General features: G+C 44.8%; 20 protein-coding genes and 1 other annotated feature. Of the genes, 7 read left to right on the forward strand and 13 right to left on the reverse strand.

From position 1 onward, the window contains the following. Positions 1-52 precede the first annotated feature (52 nt). Complete coding sequence (locus tag ACFPTP_RS15165; protein WP_381446479.1) at positions 53-778, forward strand: glycerophosphodiester phosphodiesterase; 726 nt, start codon at positions 53-55, stop codon at positions 776-778. A 148-nt stretch (positions 779-926) separates the two neighbouring features. Here ACFPTP_RS15165 and ACFPTP_RS15170 read toward each other — a convergent pair whose 3' ends face one another. Next, positions 927-1,244 carry a thioredoxin family protein gene (locus ACFPTP_RS15170; RefSeq protein ID WP_381446481.1) on the reverse strand — a complete coding sequence of 106 codons (318 nt, stop codon included), beginning with the start codon at positions 1,242-1,244 and terminating at the stop codon, positions 927-929. Positions 1,245-1,393: 149 nt separating this feature from the next. Here ACFPTP_RS15170 and ACFPTP_RS15175 point away from each other — a divergent pair, with 149 nt between their 5' ends. Continuing rightward, positions 1,394-2,374, forward strand: coding sequence for a M23 family metallopeptidase (locus ACFPTP_RS15175; protein ID WP_381446483.1), 981 nt, complete (start codon positions 1,394-1,396; stop codon positions 2,372-2,374). A 32-nt stretch (positions 2,375-2,406) separates the two neighbouring features. Here the strand turns inward: ACFPTP_RS15175 and ACFPTP_RS15180 are convergent, their stop codons facing one another. Together ACFPTP_RS15180 and ACFPTP_RS15185 are read right to left on the reverse strand one after the other, a co-directional pair. Then, the gene (locus ACFPTP_RS15180) at positions 2,407-4,452 is read right to left on the reverse strand and encodes a prolyl oligopeptidase family serine peptidase (RefSeq protein WP_381446485.1); all 2,046 of its coding nucleotides are present in this window, start codon (positions 4,450-4,452) and stop codon (positions 2,407-2,409) included. 98 nt (positions 4,453-4,550) lie between these two features. Further along, positions 4,551-5,063, reverse strand: a complete 513-nt coding sequence (locus tag ACFPTP_RS15185; protein ID WP_381446487.1) for a DUF3231 family protein — start codon at positions 5,061-5,063, stop codon at positions 4,551-4,553. A gap of 153 nt (positions 5,064-5,216) precedes the next feature. After that, positions 5,217-5,451 (forward strand) — a binding site (T-box leader). Positions 5,452-5,504: 53 nt separating this feature from the next. On the opposite strand from ACFPTP_RS15185, the gene ACFPTP_RS15190 reads away from it, so the two are divergent. After that, positions 5,505-6,659: a pyridoxal-phosphate-dependent aminotransferase family protein gene (locus ACFPTP_RS15190; protein ID WP_381446489.1), complete on the forward strand. Its 1,155-nt coding sequence runs from the start codon at positions 5,505-5,507 to the stop codon at positions 6,657-6,659. Positions 6,660-6,662: 3 nt separating this feature from the next. After that, positions 6,663-8,249 (forward strand): phosphoglycerate dehydrogenase, encoded by a 1,587-nt coding sequence (serA, locus tag ACFPTP_RS15195; RefSeq protein WP_381446491.1) that lies wholly within the window; start codon positions 6,663-6,665, stop codon positions 8,247-8,249. A 93-nt stretch (positions 8,250-8,342) separates the two neighbouring features. On the opposite strand, the gene ACFPTP_RS15200 is transcribed toward serA, so the two are convergent. Then, entirely contained in the window at positions 8,343-9,134 is a 792-nt protein-coding gene (locus ACFPTP_RS15200) for an HAD family hydrolase (RefSeq protein ID WP_381446821.1), read from the reverse strand. A gap of 153 nt (positions 9,135-9,287) precedes the next feature. On the opposite strand from ACFPTP_RS15200, the gene thpR reads away from it, so the two are divergent. Further along, a complete protein-coding gene (thpR, locus tag ACFPTP_RS15205) occupies positions 9,288-9,830 on the forward strand; it encodes an RNA 2',3'-cyclic phosphodiesterase (protein WP_381446493.1) in 543 nt (180 codons plus the stop codon). Between the two features lie 32 nt (positions 9,831-9,862). On the opposite strand, the gene corA is transcribed toward thpR, so the two are convergent. Beyond that, the gene (corA, locus tag ACFPTP_RS15210) at positions 9,863-10,825 is read right to left on the reverse strand and encodes a magnesium/cobalt transporter CorA (protein ID WP_381446495.1); all 963 of its coding nucleotides are present in this window, start codon (positions 10,823-10,825) and stop codon (positions 9,863-9,865) included. Between the two features lie 201 nt (positions 10,826-11,026). Further along, positions 11,027-11,572: a cupin domain-containing protein gene (locus ACFPTP_RS15215; RefSeq protein ID WP_381446497.1), complete on the reverse strand. Its 546-nt coding sequence runs from the start codon at positions 11,570-11,572 to the stop codon at positions 11,027-11,029. Between the two features lie 184 nt (positions 11,573-11,756). On the opposite strand from ACFPTP_RS15215, the gene ACFPTP_RS15220 reads away from it, so the two are divergent. Next, on the forward strand, positions 11,757-11,942 hold the full coding sequence (locus tag ACFPTP_RS15220) for an H-type small acid-soluble spore protein (RefSeq protein ID WP_381446499.1): 186 nt from the start codon (positions 11,757-11,759) through the stop codon (positions 11,940-11,942). 53 nt (positions 11,943-11,995) lie between these two features. Here the strand turns inward: ACFPTP_RS15220 and ACFPTP_RS15225 are convergent, their stop codons facing one another. The 3 genes from ACFPTP_RS15225 to ACFPTP_RS15235 all read right to left on the reverse strand — a co-directional run bounded on the left by ACFPTP_RS15225 (position 11,996) and on the right by ACFPTP_RS15235 (position 13,688). After that, the gene (locus ACFPTP_RS15225; RefSeq protein ID WP_381446502.1) at positions 11,996-12,730 is read right to left on the reverse strand and encodes a sulfite exporter TauE/SafE family protein; all 735 of its coding nucleotides are present in this window, start codon (positions 12,728-12,730) and stop codon (positions 11,996-11,998) included. 96 nt (positions 12,731-12,826) lie between these two features. Further along, complete coding sequence (locus ACFPTP_RS15230; RefSeq protein ID WP_381446504.1) at positions 12,827-13,222, reverse strand: hypothetical protein; 396 nt, start codon at positions 13,220-13,222, stop codon at positions 12,827-12,829. A gap of 1 nt (position 13,223) precedes the next feature. After that, on the reverse strand, positions 13,224-13,688 hold the full coding sequence (locus ACFPTP_RS15235; RefSeq protein ID WP_381446506.1) for a GNAT family N-acetyltransferase: 465 nt from the start codon (positions 13,686-13,688) through the stop codon (positions 13,224-13,226). A gap of 129 nt (positions 13,689-13,817) precedes the next feature. On the opposite strand from ACFPTP_RS15235, the gene ACFPTP_RS15240 reads away from it, so the two are divergent. After that, complete coding sequence (locus ACFPTP_RS15240) at positions 13,818-15,278, forward strand: alanine/glycine:cation symporter family protein (RefSeq protein ID WP_381446507.1); 1,461 nt, start codon at positions 13,818-13,820, stop codon at positions 15,276-15,278. Positions 15,279-15,409: 131 nt separating this feature from the next. On the opposite strand, the gene ACFPTP_RS15245 is transcribed toward ACFPTP_RS15240, so the two are convergent. The 4 genes from ACFPTP_RS15245 to ACFPTP_RS15260 form a co-directional block, all read right to left on the reverse strand. Continuing rightward, positions 15,410-16,273 carry an RNA polymerase sigma-70 factor gene (locus ACFPTP_RS15245; RefSeq protein ID WP_381446508.1) on the reverse strand — a complete coding sequence of 288 codons (864 nt, stop codon included), beginning with the start codon at positions 16,271-16,273 and terminating at the stop codon, positions 15,410-15,412. A gap of 5 nt (positions 16,274-16,278) precedes the next feature. Further along, positions 16,279-17,577 carry a phytoene desaturase family protein gene (locus ACFPTP_RS15250; RefSeq protein ID WP_381446509.1) on the reverse strand — a complete coding sequence of 433 codons (1,299 nt, stop codon included), beginning with the start codon at positions 17,575-17,577 and terminating at the stop codon, positions 16,279-16,281. Positions 17,578-17,832: 255 nt separating this feature from the next. Then, complete coding sequence (helD, locus tag ACFPTP_RS15255) at positions 17,833-20,067, reverse strand: RNA polymerase recycling motor HelD (RefSeq protein WP_381446510.1); 2,235 nt, start codon at positions 20,065-20,067, stop codon at positions 17,833-17,835. 179 nt (positions 20,068-20,246) lie between these two features. Next, entirely contained in the window at positions 20,247-21,935 is a 1,689-nt protein-coding gene (locus ACFPTP_RS15260) for a methyl-accepting chemotaxis protein (RefSeq protein ID WP_381446512.1), read from the reverse strand. Positions 21,936-22,096: the final 161 nt, after the last annotated feature.

Genomic DNA, 22,096 nt, shown 5'->3' on the forward strand with positions numbered 1-22,096 from the left:
GCCCTTTTGCTGTGGACAAAATGTAAGCTTACATGAAATTGGAGGAAGCAAAATGGAGATCTACGCTCATCGAGGAGCATCAGCAAACTATCCTGAAAATACAATAGCCGCATTCAAAGAGGCTGCACGTCTCCCGGTCTTCGGCGTTGAATTCGATGTACATATGACGGCTGACGGCGAACTAGTCGTCATCCATGATGAATCAATCAACCGCACGTCCAACGGCACTGGCTATGTGAAAGATCTTTCTTTGGCGGATCTGAAGAAATATGATTTCAGCAGCTGGTTTTCGCCGGAATTCAAAGGAGAGACAATACCTACACTCACGGAAGTCCTCGATGTTTTTCATTCAACTGAACACAAGCTGAATATCGAATTAAAATCGGATATTTTCCCATACGAAGGTATGGTGGAAAAAGTGCTCGATTCGATTGCTGAAAGAAAGCTGGAATCGCGTGTCATCATTTCCTCATTTGATCATAGCGCCATCAAGACTGTAAAGCAGCTGAATCCTCTAATCGAAACCGCCGCATTATTCATGGAAGTGCTCGTACACCCATTAGACTATCTCAATAAAATCCCGGCCGATGCCCTCCACATCCTATTCCCCGCTGCTATCCGTCCGTCCATGGCGGAAGTGATAAACAGCGGCATGCCGGTTAGAACATTCACCGTAAATGACGAAACATATGCGAACGTCTTAAAACAAGCCGGAATACAATCCATCTTCACCGACCACCCAGAAAAAATGAACACCTTCTTTTCATCTTTTAACTAAAATGTGGGGATTGATGTAGGATTGAAGCGAAAGGCGGCGAACGCCGTCACGAAGAACGGCGTTTGCGAGCACAAGCGCAGCGTTGCGAGCAACGAATAATAAAAAGAGATACCGCCGATCCTCCTAAGGATTAGCGATATCTCTTTTTTCATGCATCCAAACCGTTGATGAACCCCTCAATCTCTTCCTTCGTCTTCCGATCCTTGCTCACAAAACGCCCAACCTCTTCACCATTGTTGAACGCAATAAAGCTAGGAATGCCAAACACATCCAACTGCTGGCAAACATCAATAAAATCATCGCGGTCCACATAAATAAAAGTATACTCCGGATAATCCGCCTCAAGGCCAGGCAAGAAAGGCTCAATCACCCGGCAATCCGGGCACCAGTCCGCAGAAAACATAAACATTGTCCGTTCCTCATTTTTCAACTGCTCAAACTGCTCAACCGATTGAAGCTTTTCCATATACGTCATCTCCCCTTCTATTTCATCTCACCTTGAGTATAGCACTCAAAAAGCAATCCATCATAAGACCATGCATGAAAAACAAAAACATTCATTCATGAAATTGAACGATCGGGGAATTCTAATCATTCAACAAAGGAGGTTTCCCCTTGCGTATCCATCACCTGATTGGTTCCTTATGTGCATTGACCTTTCTTTGTCTCCCTCACAACATCGCCTCCGCTTCCGATCAACGGACCGAAGAGGAGATTGTGGAGGAGCGGATGGGTTTATATCTGCAATTCTCAAGCGAATCGGTTCCGTGGCACCATCTAGCTGCGATCGATCAATACGAACGGAATATCCAGCAAGTGCGAAATGATCTTCCAAAATCGGAAGGTCCCATATCCATCCACTTCTCCATGGAAGATTGGTTCGGTATATGGAATCCCGACCTAACCGACACTTCCCCGGACACCATCGCATTTTTTGGAGGCTTCGGAACCGACGGCAATGGAGATGGAATTGCCGACCGATCCGATCCAGCCGATGTATTGATGGCGATGTATTCCCATTTAGCCATGTATGGGCCTGATGAAGATAAGTTTAAAGCGGCATTATGGCACTATTATAAACGTGAAACGACGGTTAATCAGATCATGACGATTGCAAAGCTATACAAGCATTTCGAAACGGTCGAGCTTGATAAGCATGTGTTTCCGATACCGAAAGGCCATAATTATTCGTATCGAAGCACTTGGGGCTCTAAGCGTGGATGGGGCGGACGCCGAATCCACGAAGGAACGGATATTTTCGCAGGCTATGGTGTTCCCGTCGTCGCCACATCGTACGGCATTATCGAAGTTATGGGATGGAATGAATACGGAGGATGGCGCATTGGCATTCGTGATAACCATAACACGTACCATTACTTTGCCCATTTAGCCTATTTTGATAAAGGCATTAAGGAAGGCGATATTGTGGAACCCGGGACATTGCTCGGCTTTGTCGGCAGTTCTGGTTACGGAAAAGAAGGAACTTCCGGGAAATTCCCTCCCCACCTGCATTACGGTTTGTACAAATACAACGGACGGATTGAATGGGCCTTCGATCCGTATCCCGCCCTTCGGAATTGGGAACGGCAACAATAGAGGCTGCCTCGACTTTGAGGCAACCTCCCTTTTTATTGTTGAACATCTAATGTTTTGAGGAGGAATGAATAGATATCAGTCAGCTCCTCGATGATTTTGACAGTTGGCTTTCCGAGACCATGTCCTGCATTCTTTTCCACACGGAGCAAGATTGGGTGATCCCCTGTATAAGCCGCTTGCAACGTCGCCGCAAATTTCATCGCATGCGCTGGAACGACACGGTCATCCGTATCGGCCGTCGTTATTAACGTTGGCGGATACTCAACGCCTTCTTTCACATTATGGAGTGGTGAATAGTTGATCATGAAAGCGAAGTCATCCGCACTTTTTTCTGCATTTCCGTAATCAGTAACCCAATAGCGTCCGACCGTGAATTTATGGTAGCGAAGCATATCAATTACAGGGACTTGGCAAATTGCCGCCCCGAACAAATCTGGACGCTGTGTAATGCTTGCCCCGACGAGCAAACCGCCGTTGCTTCCACCCATGATTGCGAGCCTTTCCTTCTTCGTATAGCCTTCTGCAATGAGCCATTCGCCGGCAGCTGCGAAGTCATCGAAGACGTTCTGTTTAAGCTCCAAAGTTCCCGCCTTGTACCACTCTTCCCCGAATTCACCGCCGCCTCTTAAATTGGCGACCGCATAAACTCCGCCTTCTTCAATCCACATGCGCACTGCAGGCGAAAAAGAAGGCGTCAAACTGACATTGAAACCGCCGTATCCGTAAAGAAGGACCGGGTTTTCTCCATTTTGGATCAAGCCCTTTTTATGGGTGAGGAACATCGGAATCTTCGTCCCATCCTTTGATGTATAAAAGATTTGGGAAGTCTCGAATCCATCCGTATCGAATTTATTCTCATCTTGAAACACTCCAGTCAGTTCACCATTTCCGAAGTCATACCCCGCAACCTCGCTCGGTGCCAAATAGGACGTGTATCCGATGAACATCCATGCTTCCTCTTTCTTGCCCGTCAAACCCGTCAATGAAATATATCCCGGCAAGTCCACATCCTTTTCAAGCTTGCCATCCAAACCGAAAATCTTCAGTTCATTATGTGCATTATGCAAATAGCAGACGACCAATCGACCGTTTACGATTTTTCCGAATGACAGCACATCTTCCTTCTCCGGAATTACATCAATCCAATTTTCCTTGGAAGGATTGTCCAAGTCTACAGCAATGATCTTTTCGCGAGGTGCATCGACATTCGTTATGAAATAGAAAGTGCGCCCTTCATTTCCGATGAACGAATACTCCCCATCCCCTTTACCAAACAGATGGACGAATTCGCCGCCCTTTACAAGGTCTTTATAATAAATCCGGCTTTTATTCTCAGTGCCTTTCCAAATATTCAGAATCAGATAGCGGTAATCATCCGACATGATCGGATTAAAGGAGAACTCCTTGTTATCGGCATCTTCATATACAAGGACATCCTCATCTTGGGATGTTCCCGCTTCATGCCAATACACTTTATTATAAAAGCTCTGTTCTTCATGTGAAACTGTTGATGGGTCAGGAAAACGGTTATAGTAGAATCCGGTCCCTTCTTCATTCCAAGCAATGCTTGAGAATTTGCAGTGTCGGATCAGATCTGCCTCGTCCTTGCCTGTCTCCAAGTTCCGCACTTTTATTTCCTGCCAGTCGCTTCCGTTAAGCGAAATCCCGTATGCGAGCCTTTTGCCGTCGCTAGTGAATGACAGATTCGTAATGGCAGCAGTGCCTTCTTCATTCATCGTATTCGGATCCAATACAACTTCCAATTCGCCGGATTCAAGATCTTTAGTACGGTAGAAGACAGCTTGGTTTTGGAGACCATCATTCTTATGAAAATAAAAATATTCGCCTTCTTTCCGAGGCACAGTATACTTCGGATAATTCCACTTCTCCGTTAGCTTCCCTTTTACTTTTTCGCGATCAGGAAATGTTGCCAAGAAATCTTGTGTCTGTTTGTTTTGCTCATCAACCCACTGCTGTACTTCCGGGTCTTCCGGGTTCTCCAGCCATCTGTATGGGTCGCGGATATCGGTTCCATGATAATTTTCTACTACATCTTCTTTTCTCGTGAACAGCACCATTACTAATCCCCCTTTATTGACTTACAATTGACATTTTACCATATTGTTCAGAAAAATGAGCATAAGAAAAGCAGCTGACTGAAATCAGCTGCTCACTATCATTTGCTCGGAAATGCTGCGCCATGCAAAGGCGGAGGGATAATCCAGCCTTTTTCTTTGTTCAAACGAAGTAATTTCGCCCCAAATAATAGCCGTTCCGCATGAAATTTACTGAACATCATTGCAATGTCTTCTCTAAGGCATTGGCCGATTACCTGACTGCATGAAACAAGACCTTGTCCGACGTTAATTGAAACAGCACCACTGATTTCCGGGTCCATGAATCGCGCGCCCACTGGAATTTCTTCCGCATTCGCAACTGCACGGTCAGGCAATGTCGGAGGAGGGGTCACGCCGTTTTCCTTAAGTACTTTCTCGACTTCCTTATTTTCGCGCTTCATCATCTCAACGGCTTCTTTCAGGAGATCGATCAATTCTTTGTCGCCAGCATGATTGATGAATCCTTCATATCCGCTGATCAACCCTTTGTTAGCGCCTGCAAACGCCCAGCATCCAAGCACTTCGCCGTAATGCAACGGTTCCTCTTTTGGATTTCCATTTAATATGCCCATATGTTCTCCCTCATTTCTTAATCTTTTCCATTGTGAATGGAACTGCTTTTATGATGTGTAGTCTTCGGTATTTTATGCGGTCGATTGGATATCATAATTTTAATTGACATCCAGAAATCTCATGATATGATTGTCAATAATTAAATAACTCGAACAATGATATGGATGGAGACAGGCTTTGCGGAACAGAATCTTTAGAGAGCTGATGGTTGGTGGGAATCAGCGTTTCTGACGGAAGGCAGCACTCCTGAATCGGTGGACTGAAATTTCACTTTCAGTTTTGTCAGTAGGTTCACCCGGAACATGCCCGTTATGCATGCAATGAAGGCTGTCGACATGACAGCGAAAAAGGGTGGCACCGCGTAGCTAATAGCTTTTCGCCCCTTGCATCTAGTTGCAAGGGACGGAAGGCTTTTTTATTTTTCTAAGGAGGAGATAGACATGTTGCAAGATCAACAATACTTACGAATCCCAGGACCAACTCCCATTCCGCCAAGTGTTCAGCGGGCGATGGCACAGCCGATGATCGGCCATCGAGGGAATGAGACGTCCGAATTGCTCCGCTCCATCAAACCACGCTTGAACAAAGTATTCGGGACAGATCAGGACGTATTGATTGTGACTGGAAGCGGAACTTCGGGATTAGAAGCGGCTGTTGTCAATGCTGTGAAGCCGCTGGACGAGGTGCTTGTCATTGTGACAGGTGCTTTCGGTGCTCGCTTCGTTGCCATTTGCGAAGCATATGGAATCCGTGTACACAAATATGAAGTCGAGTGGGGCAAAGCTTTTGATACCCATGAAATAAAGGAACATCTTCGTAACCTTCCAAATGTCACTGCCGTATTTGCGACGTATTGTGAAACTTCGACAGGTGTCTTGAACCCGATCCATGAATTGGCTGCTGCGGTAAAGGAAGTGTCTGATGCACTTGTCATTGTGGATGGTGTTTCCTGTGTTGGCGGCGTGGAAACCCGAATGGATGAATGGGGCATCGATATTTTGGTGACTGGCTCTCAAAAAGCTTTCATGCTGCCAGCGGGATTGATGTTCATCGCTGTGAGCGAGCGTGCATGGGATGTCATCCGTTCCAATCCTAACCGCGGTTTCTATTTGGATCTGGTGAAATATAGGGATGACCTGGCGAAAGATACGACACCTTTCACCCCTGCACTTTCAATCCTTTTCGGGCTTGATCAAGCGCTTGATTTAATGGAGAAGGAAGGATTTGAGAACGTGTATGCTCGCCATACACTCATGAAAAAGATGACACGCGGAGCCTTCGAGGCGCTTGAGGTCCCTTTATTGACGAATGAGGAAGATGCTTCTGACACAGTCACCGCTGTCAAACCGGATGATTTTGACGCGGAGGAATTCCGGAAAGTAATCAAGAAGGAATTCGGACTTTCAGTCGCAGGCGGGCAGGAACACTTAAAAGGGAAAATTTTCCGAATCGGACATATGGGGTACTGCTCCCCTGCCGATGTTTTGCAGACGCTCGGGATGATGGAAATGGGTTTAATTAAAACCGGTAAGAATATCGAGCTCGGCAAAGGTGTAGCAGCAGCACAGCGAATCTATTTGGAATGGGGAGAATAATAGATGACGTATCATATTTTGATAGCCGATCCACTAAGCGAGGAAGGGATCTATCCGCTGCGGCAAGCGGATGGGTTGGAAATCACTATTGCCACTGACTTGTCGAAAGAGGATTTGCTTGAGAGGATCAAAGGCTTTGACGCGTTGCTCGTACGCAGTCAAACGCAAGTGACGAGAGAAGTAATTGAAGCAGCTAGTAATCTGAAGATTATCGGACGTGCGGGTGTCGGCGTCGACAATATCGACCTCGATGCCGCTACGGAACATGGCATCATCGTCGTCAATGCGCCTGACGGCAATACGAATTCCGCTGCAGAGCATACAATTGCGATGTTAACAGCTCTTGCGAGAAAAATCCCGCAGGCATTCAACTCATTGAAAAACGGCGAATGGGATCGCAAATCATTCATCGGTGTCGAGTTGAAAAACAAAACGCTAGGTGTCATCGGACTCGGAAGGATCGGTGCGGAAGTAGCCGCCCGTGCAAAGGGACAACGGATGAATGTCATCGCCTATGATCCATTCCTCACCGAGGAGAAGGCGCAAAAAATGGGGATTGGCTTCGGAACCGTAGGCGACGTGTTGAAAGCAGCTGACTTTATTACTATCCACACGCCTTTATTGAAGGAGACACGCCATTTAATAAATGAAGAGGCATTCGCGAAAATGAAGGATGGCGTGCAGATCATCAACTGCGCAAGAGGTGGAATTATCGATGAAGATGCACTATACGGGGCGATTGTGTCGGGGAAAGTGGCCGGGGCGGCCCTCGATGTGTTTGAAATGGAGCCGTTTGTCGATCATCCGCTGCTCACATTGCCTGAAGTGATTGCGACGCCGCATCTCGGGGCAAGCACAGTAGAAGCTCAGGAAAGTGTCGCTGTCGATGTAAGTCAGGACGTTGTGAACTTCTTTAAAGGGGAAGCCGTCCGAAATCCCGTCAACCTTCCTTCTGTCTCGAAGGAAGTGATGGCGAAAATCGCGCCGTTCTTTGATTTGGCAGAAAAGCTTGGGATTTTTCTATCGCGCATGACCGATGAAGCGATTGAAGAAGTGAACATCAAATACGCCGGCGAGCTCGCCAACTACGATGTGCGCGCCTTGACACGCAATACGGTGAAAGGGATTTTGAAACGCAACCTCGGCAACCACGTCAATGACGTCAATGCGAAGTTTCTAGCCGAGCGGTTCGACATCAAAGTGAATGAGCATAAAACGACAACCGGCAAAGGCTTTCTTCATTTGATCACTGCAGAAATCGTCACTGCAAAGTTCACGCATCGCGTGGCAGGCACACTGCTGAACGGCCTGGGCGCGCGCATTGTCAAGGTCGACGATTATGTCGTCGATGTTGTGCCGGAAGGCCATCTGCTGTTCATTAAGCATAAAGACCAGCCGGGTGCGATTGGGCGCGTCGGTACATTATTGGCACAGAAAGACATCAATATCGCAACGATGCAAGTCGGCCGTTCAACGGTCGGTGGCGATGCCATCATGATGCTCACAATCGATAATCGGGTTGAGCAGACGGAAATTGAAGATTTGACTGAGCTTGAGGACATTTATGAAGTGAAAGCGATTGATCTTTGATGCAGGGGAAATGCATGTACCTTGGATGCGGAAGAATGGACCTTGAACATGAAAGTACCCTCGCTTGAAAAAGGTGAGTTCCCATTGTGGGACTCACCTTTTCAACTTCTCCAATAAGGGAAACAGTTCTTCCAAATGTTTTATTTCATAAGTCGGTCGGATTTCCGGTTGATCCGGTTTCCCTTCACGGTTAATCCAGACGGAACGCATTCCTACACGCGAAGCGCCCAAAATATCGGTCAGTAAATTGTCGCCGACCATTAGGGCTTCGTCTGCGGAACTGCCCGTTTCCTCCAATACATGCTCAAAAATAGTTGGATCCGGTTTCCCTTTTCCGAAAGTGCCTGAAATGACGATTCGATCGAAATAAGGGGCTATCTCCGGGGTGATCTCCAATTTTGTATGTTGAAGCGAAGGAGCACCGTTCGTCAAAAGGACTAGCGTATGATTGCCTTTCAACTGATCAAGGACGGAAAACGTCTCGTCGTAAACGAATGGCGATTTTTTTCGCTCCTCGATGAATCGTGCAGCAAGCTCAGCAGCGAATTCCTCGTCCCTAACTCCGAGTTTCGCAAGCCCTATTGTCCATGCGCTACGCTGATAACCCGGAATGATTTCCTTCATTCGCTGGAACTGCTCGCCGGGATCATCGAATATGCCCCATAATCCTTCGAAAGGGTTGATCCCGATTAGTTGGGTGTGTGCATATGTATCGTAGGAGGCGTAAAGTTCCCGTGCCGATTCGCGGACCGCCGCCTCCAATTCCTTTGGCTTTACATTATGTACTTCCGCTGCAAATTGACATGTCCTTTCGAATGCAGTCGCAATGCTTTTCTCATCCCATAAAAGTGTATCGTCCAAATCAAAAATGATTGTGCAGATCATCTTCCACTCCCCCTTTGCCTCATTATACATAAAAAACCGCTCCGAAACGGTATTAGATGGTGATCGAGCACATTCGGGCACTTTCCCTACGTTTCATCGACTACGAATTAGGCTACAATAGGAGACGAGATATGTATGAAGGAGGCGCGAACCATGCACCATCATTATTTCATTGGAATTAAAGCCCCTGCCTCTGCCGAAGGGCTTGTAAAGATGTACAGGGAAAAATTCAGTTTACCAACCGCCTATAAAGTTATCCCGCATTTGGATGATCTGCATATTACATTGCTGTTCATCGGCGCACTTCCGGAACAAAATGTTGCGCCATTGCGGGAAAATCTTGCCGCTATCGCAGGCAATCATCGAGCATTCCCTTTGACGGTCGACGGCCTTTCCTTTTTCGGATCACCGAAAGGTCCCCGAGTCGTTTATTTATCCGTCCAGCAGTCAAATGAGCTTGAAGCGCTGCAGCAATCAATTGCGGGAATCGGCACCGACCAGTTGGGCATCGAACCCGATCATCGCTTCACGCCCCACATTACAATTGCGAAAAAGCGCAAGATCAATGGGGATTTTCCTATTCAAAAAGAGAAAAGCACGCCTCTCCCATTTCACGTGGACAGATTTTCACTTTTCAGAATCCACCCGTCAAAAACTCCAAAATACGAAGCGGTTCAAACCTTTTCATTGCAATAACCCTCTCCGGTTGTACTTGAGAGGGTTTTCGATTACGACTTATTGATGCGGAACCAGCCCTTGTACGTAAACCATCCGATCATCGCGATTCCGATTAGCAGCATCACGACTAAGACGATGGGATAGCTGTAAAGCCAATGGAGCTCCGGCATATGATCAAAATTCATTCCATACACACCGGCAATGAAGGTGAGCGGAATGAAGACGGAAGAAATGATCGTCAACGTCATCATGACGCTATTCATCTGGTTGGAATTGATGGACAGTTGGCTATCACGTATATCTGAAGTCAACTGCCGATTGGAATCTACCATTTCACCCAACCGAATAAGATGATCGTAAATATCCGAGAAGTATGTGTGCTCATGGGGAATGAAATCCAATCTTTTCGACTCGAGCATTCTGTACAGCAATTCCTTCATTGGCAAAATTGTCCTTCGGAGACGTAAAAGATCGCCGCGCACTTCAAATACATAATCCATGGATAAATGAGCTGTAGTAGGAGAAAGCTTTTCCTCGATATCGTCCAAATGGTCTTCAATATTATAGAGGATCGGAAAGTATTGATCGACGATTTTATCCATGACTTCATAAGTGACATGGACATGTCCTCGTTCCCATTTCCTTGGATTTTGCATGATCGCTTCTCTCGCTTTGTCAATTTCTTGTAATTGATTGTAATGAAAAGTGATGACAAAATTCTCGCCTAGAAAGAGATTCAGCTCTTCCGCATTCAAGTCTTCATGGCAAATGGAGTGTATGGCAAAGAATGTATAGCCATCATAATGATCGAGCTTCGGACGCTGAATGCGGCCGAAACAATCTTCCAATGCGAGCGGATGGAATGCGAAGTAAGAATGAAGCAAATACGCCTCTTCCGCATCCGGCTGATCGAAATCAACCCAGTACCATTGAAATGAGAGTTTTGAGATTTCATGTACCGGGAAGTCATAAATGAATTGATCGTCTGTTGTTAACCCCATCGTCCGGATCATGTTACCACCTTCTCTTCACTTGAAATGAACGTTCTCCAACCCGGTTTTGATGACTGTCCTTACCGTATCATAACCAATTTCCATCCACATACTACATCCGATATGTAAAACGTAAACGTCGGCCTGACCAAAGCACTGTGAAAATCCATGCAAAAAAGGCTTGGATTTTTCACCAAGCCGCGACTCACACTGATTGCAATCTTATTCTTCAGCCATTGCGTCTTCTTTCGTAACATGAACTGTGCCAAATGGATGATTAGGAGGAGCGTAGATCGAGTAAAGTTTTAGTGGAATGTTGCCTGTGTTAATGACATTATGCCATGTTCCAGCTGGCACCATTATTGCAGAATCATCATGGATATTTCTTTGAAAGCTTAAATTATCTTTCGTATTGCCCATTTGAACGATTCCCTGACCTTGTTCAATCCGTAGGAATTGGTCAACAGTAGGATGAATTTCCACCCCAATATCCTCGCCCACTTTGATACTCATTAATGTAACTTGCAAATGCTTTCCTGTCCATAAGGCGGTCCGGAACGTATTATTTTGCTTTGAAGCTTGATTGATATTAACGACAAATGGATTTGGTCCATAGTCTTTTAACATCATGCCCTTGTCAACAGGCAAGTTTGCATTTCCTGGCATAGCAGGCATAGCCCAGTACCCCGGCGGCGCTTCATAGTACAACATCGGTGCATGAATGTAATAAGGATTTTGATGCTGATACGTATTTGGAACATAATACATTTTGATCAACCCTTTCACAGCTTGTAAATTATTCTATGCTTGTTGTGTGGGTATTGTACTTACTAGCGACAGTTTGCAAAAGTGATCCCTTTTTGACCGACCTATTTGTGGAATGAGTAAATTTCACTTTTTCATCCATAGTAAGAGGGAGTATGTTCAGGATTCCATATAGGAGGGATTAGCAATGGATAGTCAACGTGCACGTCAGATTATATCGTCACCGGATGAGGTAATGGTAAGTTATAACGGGGTTTCTGTCTGGATCGATAAGGTCCATGAAGATGATCGGACTGCCACGGTTCACTTGCGTCAAGCGATGGAGGAAAGGTCCGAAGTTGCGATTTCCGAATTGAAAGAGCACCGACAATGAGTAAAGCTGCCCGGAGTTATTCCGGACAGCTTCTTCTTTCCTTTTGCTATGGCTTAGCCGATATTTTCAACGATGATTTGTACAATCAATGCTACTGTCACAACCCGTAAGATCGGCTTCACGAATTTCGGTTTCAGCTTTTCCGCGATTCGCACTCCTGTCTGCGCGCCGGTAATTGACCCTAACATTAACATAAGTGTTAGTGGCCAAATGATTTTCCCTGCCGCAATATAGGTGATCGCTGCACCGAAACAGCTAGAAAATGTTGCGAGGCGAACGTAGCCGACAGCCTTAATATAGGCCACTTTCAAATGACCGAATAAATATAGCATCAACGTTCCTTGACCCGGGCCGAAAAGTCCGTCATAAATCCCGATTCCATACAATCCCGGTACACTTACTTTGCTGAACTTCAATATCTCCTGTCCACCGAAATCCCCTTTTCCAATGAACGATGTTATAAATGCAAATGATAAAAGAATGATCGCCAAAATATATAAATGATCTTCTGAAAGCTTTGTTGCAATGAACCCGCCGCTAATGCCTCCAATAAGGCTTACTGGAATAATCCAAAAAGATTCACGCAAAGAAATCTGTTTATTCTTCAAAAGGAAAAGAAAACTCGAGAATGAACTAACCGTATTGGATACTTTATTCGCACCGATCGCTGAGTGGATCGGTACGCCAAGCAGTAGCATCGCGGGAAGGCTGATCAATCCTCCGCCTCCCGCCAATGTGCCGATTGTCGTTGCAATCGCCCCAATGAAAAAGAGTGAAATATATTCCACCATGAACACCCCCTGTGTATAATTCTATTATACGCCTTGGGGGTTCATTAGAAAATTCGATAGTTATTATGCAAAGGGATAACTATTACTTATTGATTAGAAGCCAATCTCATATTCTTCTCCCTCTTCATTAAAGACCTTCAGCTTGCCGTTTTTACGTTCAAGGCCGATTAAGATAAAGGGATTGATCTCGTCGCTGTCCGCTTCTATTTCCCTGACCGTGACGATTGTTTCATCGTCCGATACTTCAACGTTCACAGCCTCCAGTTCGAGTTTATTCGTGCCGGTTGAGACGACAACCATCTTTTTTCCTTCGTTAATATCAATCAGCTTAAAACCTTTCCGATCCGGCTTTTCATCTTGCAAGTAATTGACATATTGCCTGACCCCAGGCTCTTTATCGATTTCCTTCTTGTTCCATACCCAATAGTCTTTACCGCAGCCACTAAGAATCATTACCATGACAAATAAACCAACGAAAATTTTCTTCAATTCAATTGCCCCCTTCTCTCTTGCTATCCAGCAAACTTTTCTCTAAATTTATTCGATGAATTCCTTCATCGTCAATAAACGTTTCTGTAATGTCAAACCCATGTTTAATATTCAATATCAACATATTTCTCCATTTATTCCTCGTCTTTGTTTCAATAATTGCATACCGTGCATCCTTGACAAGACGATGTTGGAGCTCCATTAACCGGGAGGCAATCCCCTTGCCCCTGTATTCCTCATGAACAGCCCCATACCAACTATAGTACCGTTCCTTTGATAGACTATAACCAATCTTATAGCCGACTACTTGATTGTCTTCAATTGCAACTACAAAAAGGATGTTCGGCCGTGATGCAGCCTTCTCTACCAATTCATCTGCATTCGCAAAAATACGATTATGTATTTGTAAAATCCCGTCTACTATTTCTTCATCTGGCATTCCCCAGAAATGGTTAGCGTTTATCATAGCTACATCCTCCCCTGTCAATATTATACTATATAATGAATTGATTCATATCTAAATATTCGCGTATCATTTCTTTCTCCTTTTCATACAGTAGACAAAAGATTCTGACTGGATGGAAGGGGAGAGAAAATGGACAAGATTTTAGAAACGATTGTCGGTTGGTTATGGGGATTGCCGCTCATCTTCACGGTATTGTTTGTCGGGCTTTATTTTACAATCGGAAGCAAGTTCTTCCAGATCAGTTATTTGCCCCATATTTTCAAAGCGACGTTCGGCAAGCTATTTACGAAAAAGGAAAAGATTGAAAATGCGAAAGGGATTCTGACGCCATTCCAGGCTGTCAGCACGGCGATCGGAGGCAGCGTCGGCGTTGGTAATATCGGAGGGGTGGCGACGGCCATCGCGGTAGGCGGTCCCGGTGCGGTATTTTGGATGTGGATTACCGCCCTTCTCGGCATGATGACAAAAACGGTCGAAGTGTCCCTTGCCGTCCATTATCGCGGAACGGATGAAAAAGGCAATCCATACGGCGGGCCTACGTATTATATGGAAAAAGGATTAGGCGAGGAAAAGAAGTTCAAGTACTGGAAAATACCTGCTATCCTTTTCGGGTTCGGTATCTTCACTACATTTTTCATTACCCTCCAAAACTATACCGTTTCTGAAGCGGTGAGCTCGACGTTCAAAATCGGAATGATTCCTTCTTCACTTATTTACGTCACACTCATTTACGTCATCATCTATGGCGGCATTAAGCGGATCGGGGAGATCGCGACGAAGCTCATCCCATTCATGAGCATCTTTTATGTATTGGCATCCCTCTTCATCATCTTCAAGAATTTCGATCAAATTGGCCCTGTGTTTGTGTTGATTTTCGACAGTGCATTTACGGGAATGGCGGCTGTCGGGGGCTTTACCGGGGCCGTAATTGCACAAGTGATCCGGATGGGGGTTGCACGGGCGGTTTACAGTAATGAAGCCGGGTGGGGTACTTCCCCGATGATTCACTCGACAGCGAAAACGAACCATCCGATCAAACAAGGAATGTGGGGGGCCATGGAAGTATTCGTCGATACGATTATCATTTGTTCGATGACCGCTTTCACCATTATCATTACTGGCGCTTGGTCGTCAGGGTTGGATGGAGCAGCTTTGACATTATCAGCGTTTGAAATCGGTATTGGAGAAGTCGGCAGGTACATTATCGCGTTGTCCGTCTTCTTGTTCGGCTTGACGACAACGACGGGCTGGTACACATATTATGAAATCATCTTGCGCCATCTGTTCGGCGGGGAGAAGAAAGTCAACGTGAAGAACAAGACAATTTTCTTCTATAAATGGCTCTATCCAGTTCCAGGCTTGCTGATGGTCGTCTATGCCGTTTACTACGATATGCCTGGCAAGGCAGTCTGGTATTTCGCGGATATCACGACTGCGATTCCAACGTTCATCAACTTGATCGTCATTTTGGTATTGAGCAAGAAGTTCTTCGAATTGTTGCGTGATTATAAGGCAAGGCATTTGAATATCGGGAAAATCGACCCGAATTTTAATTTGTTTTATGAGGATAAGGAGAAGGATAAGAAGTGAGTTTAAATGCGTTGGAATGAGAAGTTTTTGTGCTTGATTAGAAACACATCGCGTTAAACAAAAGACGGGTGAAGAATAGCGTTTTGCTATTCTTCCCCGTCTTTTTGTTCTCGTGCTTCATTCGTAAAGCTTTATTTTTGCAAGTGTTCCAGTTTATCCGGATTGGCAACCATATAAATAGTTGAAATTTTATCGTCTTGGAACTCCATTGAGACGACATAAGCGACATAGCTATTAATTGATACGACAACGCCTGGATAGCCATTGATAACTTCAAATTCCATTCTTGCGTTTTCAGGCAGCTTCTTCATAATGCTTGTTAACAATAAGACAATTCGCTCTGCTGAATAAATTGGATTTAGCGCAGCTTTAACTTTGCCGCCTCCGTCAGAAATAAATACAGAGTCTGTCTTCAATAACTCTAGCATTTTAGGAATATTCCCTTTTTGGAGTGCCATCGTAAATTGTTCTACGCTGTTTCTCATCGATTGGAAATCCAATGTAGAAGATTTCGGACGGTTATCCATGCTCATTTTGGCCCTGCGAAAAATCTGCCTGCAATTGGCCGAGGACTTTTCAATAATAGTCGCAATTTCCTCGTAGCTATACTGAAAAACTTCTCGTAATAGGTAGACAGCTCGTTCATCTTCAGTTAACTGGTGCAAAAGCAAGAGATAAGCGGTTGAGATAGATTCCTTCATCAAATAAGTATGTGCAGGGTCATTTCCTGAATCTACGAATGGTTCTGGCAGCCACTCTCCCACATAAACCTCGCGCTTACTTGCAGCTGATCGCAATTTATCTATGGAGCTATTCATCAAAATTTTACATAAATACGCTTTCTCGTTTTCAATGACTTTTTCACTACTAATACGGTCATAGGTTAGAAACGCCTCTTGTACAAGATCTTCTGCATCCGCAACACTACCCGTCATTCGGTAGGCGATCGAAAATAATAAAGGTTTATACGTCTGATACAATTGTTCAGTTTCCAAAACGATTAACCTTCCTTTGCTAACATCATTTTGTATGCATGTAAAATTTCTAGAGCTGCACGCTTCCCACTCGCAACTGCAGCATCCGCTAATACTTCTTCATGTCCTGCCCAATCTCCTGCTATAAAAATTCCTTTCATTTCCGGTATGCTCGGACCGGGATTTTCATTTCGTTTTACATGTGGAAAATCATGCGATACCATTAGTTTCGGTAAAAATTGTTGCATCACGACTTCTTTTCGCCATCCAGGATGAAGCAAATCCATAACTGATTCTAATTGGTGCTTATCTGCGTTCACATTAATTTCTTCCATCGGATTATGATATTTTGCTAAACTTACAACCAATGTTCCGTCTTCACTTAATTTCGCAACCCTTGATTGGTTCGTGAAAAACAAAGCTTGGTCGAGTCCTATCACAAATTGATGTTTGGGGTTAGGCAACTTTTTAATTCCGATATCTAAACAGCATGCCGTAATAGGTATTGCTTGCTCAGCCCACAAACGTAAAGAAGTATGCTCCGCTCCATTTATCATATTCATTGCCTCTTTTGGAGAGGCTGCAATGATACAATGAGGAATGCGAATGACCGTACCATCTGAGCATTGTATGATTTGATATTGCTCACAATGCTCAATAGTTGTTACATTTTTATTCATTACAATTTCAGCCCCAAATGCTTCTGCCTGCTTCTTAAGTTTCTGAACAATCGTATCCCAACCTCCATCTACATATAAAACGCCCGCCTTTAGTGACCGTTTCACCTGCTTCAAAACTGGCTTTGCAAGCTGTAAAGTCGGGGCATTCGTATAGGAAGTCAATCGACAAATTGAGTAAAATATATGCCTCACCATCGGATCGGGTATTTCAGTATCCACCCACTCCTTAAGGCTAACTTCCGGAATGGAGTAAATATCCAATCTCATAATCTTTAACATTAATTTGCCAAGCATGAACTTAGCTTTCCACGGAAGAAGTGGTGATGACATAGTCGATGAAAAATCTGTTGGAATGACATGAACGGCGTGATTTAAAATGCCATGAATATGAATATTTTTCGTAGCATTCCCACCTGGAAGAGATATTCCGAGTTCAGTTATTATGTTTGCAGCATCCCCTGACAGATACAATCCATGAGGTCCCAAGTTCATAAGAACCCCATTTTTATCATTTGTCATCGCCCTTCCACCTAGACGTTTCGCTTTTTCCAAAACAACAACCCTTTTTCCTTCCCTTGCCAAAAAATTAGCAGCTGTCAACCCAGCTAATCCGCCACCGACTACTGCAACATCATAGGTAAGCATAAAAAACCCCTCCATCATTTGTTTTGTAATTAAAACGAGCGAGGGAAGGATTTTGTGACAGCTACTATGAAAGAACTTTTCGATTCTGCAGAATTCCACAAAAAGGATTCCCAGTTGGAGAACCCTTTCTTTGATTTATGCGTGATTATTATAGTTTATGAGCTTTTTTTGCGGTTTATGCGTTTCTATAGGGATTTATGCGTGAATATCTTCGTTTATGGACTTTTTGTCCGATTTATGCGCTTCTAGATGACTTTAGGCGTTTTTAGGCGTGATCAACTGCACTAACGAGTCGGAAAGCATATGCAGTTCATGCATCGGCCTCGTCATCGCTACATATAACAGCTTTCGATCGATCGGATGGTCACGGAATGGTTCATCGAAAGCCGCGATGATGACGGCGTCGAATTCGAGGCCTTTTGATAAATGGCTAGGTACGATTAAGAGGCAATCGCCATTTATGTCGGAATCCTCACCTAGCAATTGGACAGGCATGCCTGCCTTTTGGAGTTGTTTATAAATTGCCGCCGCTTCTTTCCGCGTTTTACAAATCAATGCGATCGATCGGTGGCCCCTACTGAGAATGGCTTCATAGATTTCATTCACCTTGGATGCATCGAGTGCGGCCAGATCATAAAACTCCGGGTCCCGGCCGTGGCGGACAACCGGTTCCACAAGCGGTAAATCCTCTTCCATCTGCGCAAGGACTTTGTTCGCTAGCTGCATAATCTCAATTGTCGTCCGGTAGCTTTTTTGCAATGTCGTGTAGGTGGCGCGCGGGAACATTTCCTTCACCGAATCCCATGACGTCAGCGCCCGGTAGCTATGGATCCCTTGAGCCAGGTCCCCGACCATCGTGAACATATCCGTTTCGAGTCCGTCTTGCAGAGCGGCAAGCTGGAATTCGCTGTAATCCTGCACTTCATCGATGAAGACTACACGCATTTTCCACTCATCCGCCACGCCTTTCAATTTGGCGTGAAGGAAATAAAGGGCCGCCAAGTCTTCTGTCTCCCAAGAAACACTAGCATGCGCGGCAAAAAAAGCATCCCTTACCGAATCGGACCAGTGGCATGCCAGTTCAGTATGTAATTGCGGATCTGTAAGCCAATCCCTGTACAAACTTTTAATATTGAACTTCTTAAATTTCTTCATATAAGTAGCTACGGTCTTTTTCCCTTCCTTTTCAATAGAAGGAAGCCGTTCGTCCCGCTCATCCATGATCCTCGTAATGCGCGTTTTCCGCTTCTCATCATCCCTTATACCATAGAGCGCCTTATCGAGCGCTTCTTCATACTTGTCGGATAAGAGCTTATACAGCTGTTTGCGTTTCCGGTTCACTTCGCTCTTCATAATGAGCTTGATGCGCTCGAGCCGTTTCTCAAGCGGCAAATAGTTGAAGTCCTGCAGAAACAATCTCTTCAATCGTGATGCGCGCATGATCCGGTATTTTTCAATATAAACGTCCTCAAAAAGCGCCGCTGTTTCCTGTTCCAGCTTGTTCACGAATCTTTGCATGATTTCTCGGTAATGAAGCGTTCCTTTCATTCGTGCAATGAAAAGTTGTTCTTCATTCACCGAATCTGCTGCCGTCAACAGTTCAAGCTTTTTATTCGGATCAGTCAATTTCAGCTTCAATCCTGTCGCATCCAGTACGTATTCAGCGAAAGTCGTTTGACATATCCGTCCCACACCCAGTTCCGGAAGTACATCTCCGATATATTCCATGAACAACCTGCTTGGAGCCAAGATCATCAACTTATTAGAAGGGAAATCGGTGCCCATCGTATAAAGGAAATAGGAGATCCGGTGAAGAGCAATCGTCGTCTTACCACTTCCAGCAGCTCCTTGGACAATGATCGGCTGTTTCAGATTCGCCCGGATGATTTCATTCTGCTCTGCCTGGATTGTGGAAACGATTTCGGTCAGCCGGACATCCGCCTTGCCTGCCAATGCCTCCTGAAGCAATTCATCATTCGTCGTTAAATCAATATCAAGAATGTCGAGAAGCTCGCCCTCTTCAATTTTGTACTGCCGCTTCGAAAAAAGATGACCGCTTATTTCTTCATCCCGAACTTTATACGTCAAATCTCCGAGTCTGCCATCATAGTAAACATTCGCGACAGGCGAGCGCCAATCGACGATGATCGGTTCCTGCGTCTCCTGATGGAAAACGGATGTTTTTCCGATATAGAGGAATTCGTCCTTTTCCCCTTCCGTTTGGAAGTGAATTCGGGCAAAATAAGGCTTCTGCTGGATCGCTTCGAGTCCTTCCTTTTGGGAACGGGCCATTTCGAAAAATCGGGTGTTCGTTAAAATATTAATGTAGCTTAAACTGGAATCCAAATAGTCCAAGTCGGCCATCGCATGCCGGATTTCATCTTGTGAGGATTTCACATCACGCATCGACTCTTCCAGGAGTTTCTGCATATAGTGCTTCGTGTAGTCAAGGCGCTGCAATTCAAACTCAAAATCGGGATGTTTCTGCATAGACAGTCCTCCATTTTGGTATTTGCGTCCTGCTTTTTTGGGTGAGATGTTGGAGGTGAAATGAAACAGAAGTTGATTGTACCATTATGGGATGGTTTAGGCAATATGATTTATTCAGAATCATTGCAATCAAAGATATTAAAAAGCCCCACGCCAATGATTTAGCGTGGAGACTTTCATCAGACTGTAAAACGTCCCATTTCGTTTTGCAGTTTTTCTGCGACTTCGGAAAGCATTTGACTGCTTGAGGCAATTTCCTGATTGGATGCCAATTGCTCCTCTGTCGCTGCGCTTGTAGACTGTGCCTCCGCAGATGCTTGGACGGCCAATTCATGCACCATCTTTTCAGCTTCTGTCACCCGATTTGTCATTGAACGGATCTGCTCGATAGCGGCGGAAACCGTTCCGACTTTATCGCTGACGTCTTTCGAGGCTTCTTCAATCCGATTGAATACAGCATGGGTCTGCTCAGTGATGCCCACCCCTTCATTCACGCGTTCCGTTCCAATTTCCGTGCTGTCCACTGCCTTTGAAACGTTTTGAATGACGGCGTCAATCATCCTGCCGATTTCTTCCGCAGATTCCTTCGATTGCTCAGCGAGATTCCGTACTTCATTGGCGACGACCGCAAAGCCCTTTCCTTGCTCCCCTGCCCGCGCTGCTTCAATCGCGGCATTCAATGCAAGCAAGTTTGTCTGCTCCGCAATACCTGTAATGAGTCCCGTCACATTCCGGATCTTTTCCGAATGAACTGCCAAATCAGTAATGACGTCCGCGGATTGGCGAATGGAGTCGGCTATGGCTGACATCTGATTGTTCACGTTTCTCATGAGATCCGCGCCTTCACCGACAAGTTTGGACACTTCATTGGATGACGATAGCATCGCTTCGTTATCTTCCGAAATTTGCTGAATGCCGCTCGCCATTTCACCCATTGCAGTCGTGGATTCATTCACAAGATTCAATTGCATGTCACTCGATAATAAGTTCTTCTCCGCAATTTCAGCAACCATTTCGGAAGCAGCCAAACTCTCTTCCGAACTCGCCGTCAATTGCTCGGCTTGTGCGGCCAATTGGTAGGCGGAATCGCGTGTAGTTGTGACAATCGTACGCAGATCTGATGCCATGTCATTGAAAGCAGTTGCCATTTCACCGATTTCATCCCTGTTTTTAATTCGCAACGGATCGATAGCAAAGTTCCCATCAGCAAGCTGCTTCAATGCATCCGTCATTTTGCCAACAGGATTTGTAATCATCCTGCTAATGACAAAGGCGATAATAATGCTCAAAATCATTACAAGGCCGAGAACGCCTATAATGAAAATGCCAGTCGATTTTACTTTTTGTTCAATCCTATCTTCAGCCTCAAGCATCTGCTCACGCTGATAGGTGATCAATCTTTCCGCATTTTTCATAATAAGACTTTGATGAGGCTCCGCTTTTTCCGCTAATACAAGCGCTTCCTCATCTTTCCCTTTATTGAAGGCGGCAAGTGCTTCTTCAGAAAGAACACGGTACTGCTCTGCTGATCCTTTTAATTCCTCAAGCAAGGCCCTGCTTTTCTCTGATTCGAGGGTGGAGTCCATTGCCCTCAATTTTTCATCAACTGATTCAAGCAATTCGCTTCGGTTCTTCAAATACTTCGTTTCTTTATAGAGTAAATAACCACGCAGATCATTTGACAACTCAGTTTGATTGGTTGATAGCTGTTCAAGCAATATTACTTTTTCCATACGATCATTAATAAATGACTTATACTCTTTACTAATGTCTGGAATCGTTAAGTAATTTAAGACTCCTGCAATAATCATTAAGAGTAATAAGGATAGGAAACCTGTCCACAACTTTTTCCTTACTGAATATCTCATTAGTATCCTCCTATAATTGTAACCAATCATCATTATAAACTACTATTTACATTTCGCATAGGCATAGGTAGATAGATTGTTAAAAACCGTCGAAAATACCCTAGAGAGGCTGTTCATTAATTCGAAATGAATAAATATAGTCCTTTTATATTAAAAACCGT

Origin of the sequence: Sporosarcina koreensis (assembly GCF_042655825.1) — a bacterium.
In the GTDB taxonomy this organism is placed as follows: Bacteria; Bacillota; Bacilli; order Bacillales_A; family Planococcaceae; genus Sporosarcina; species Sporosarcina koreensis.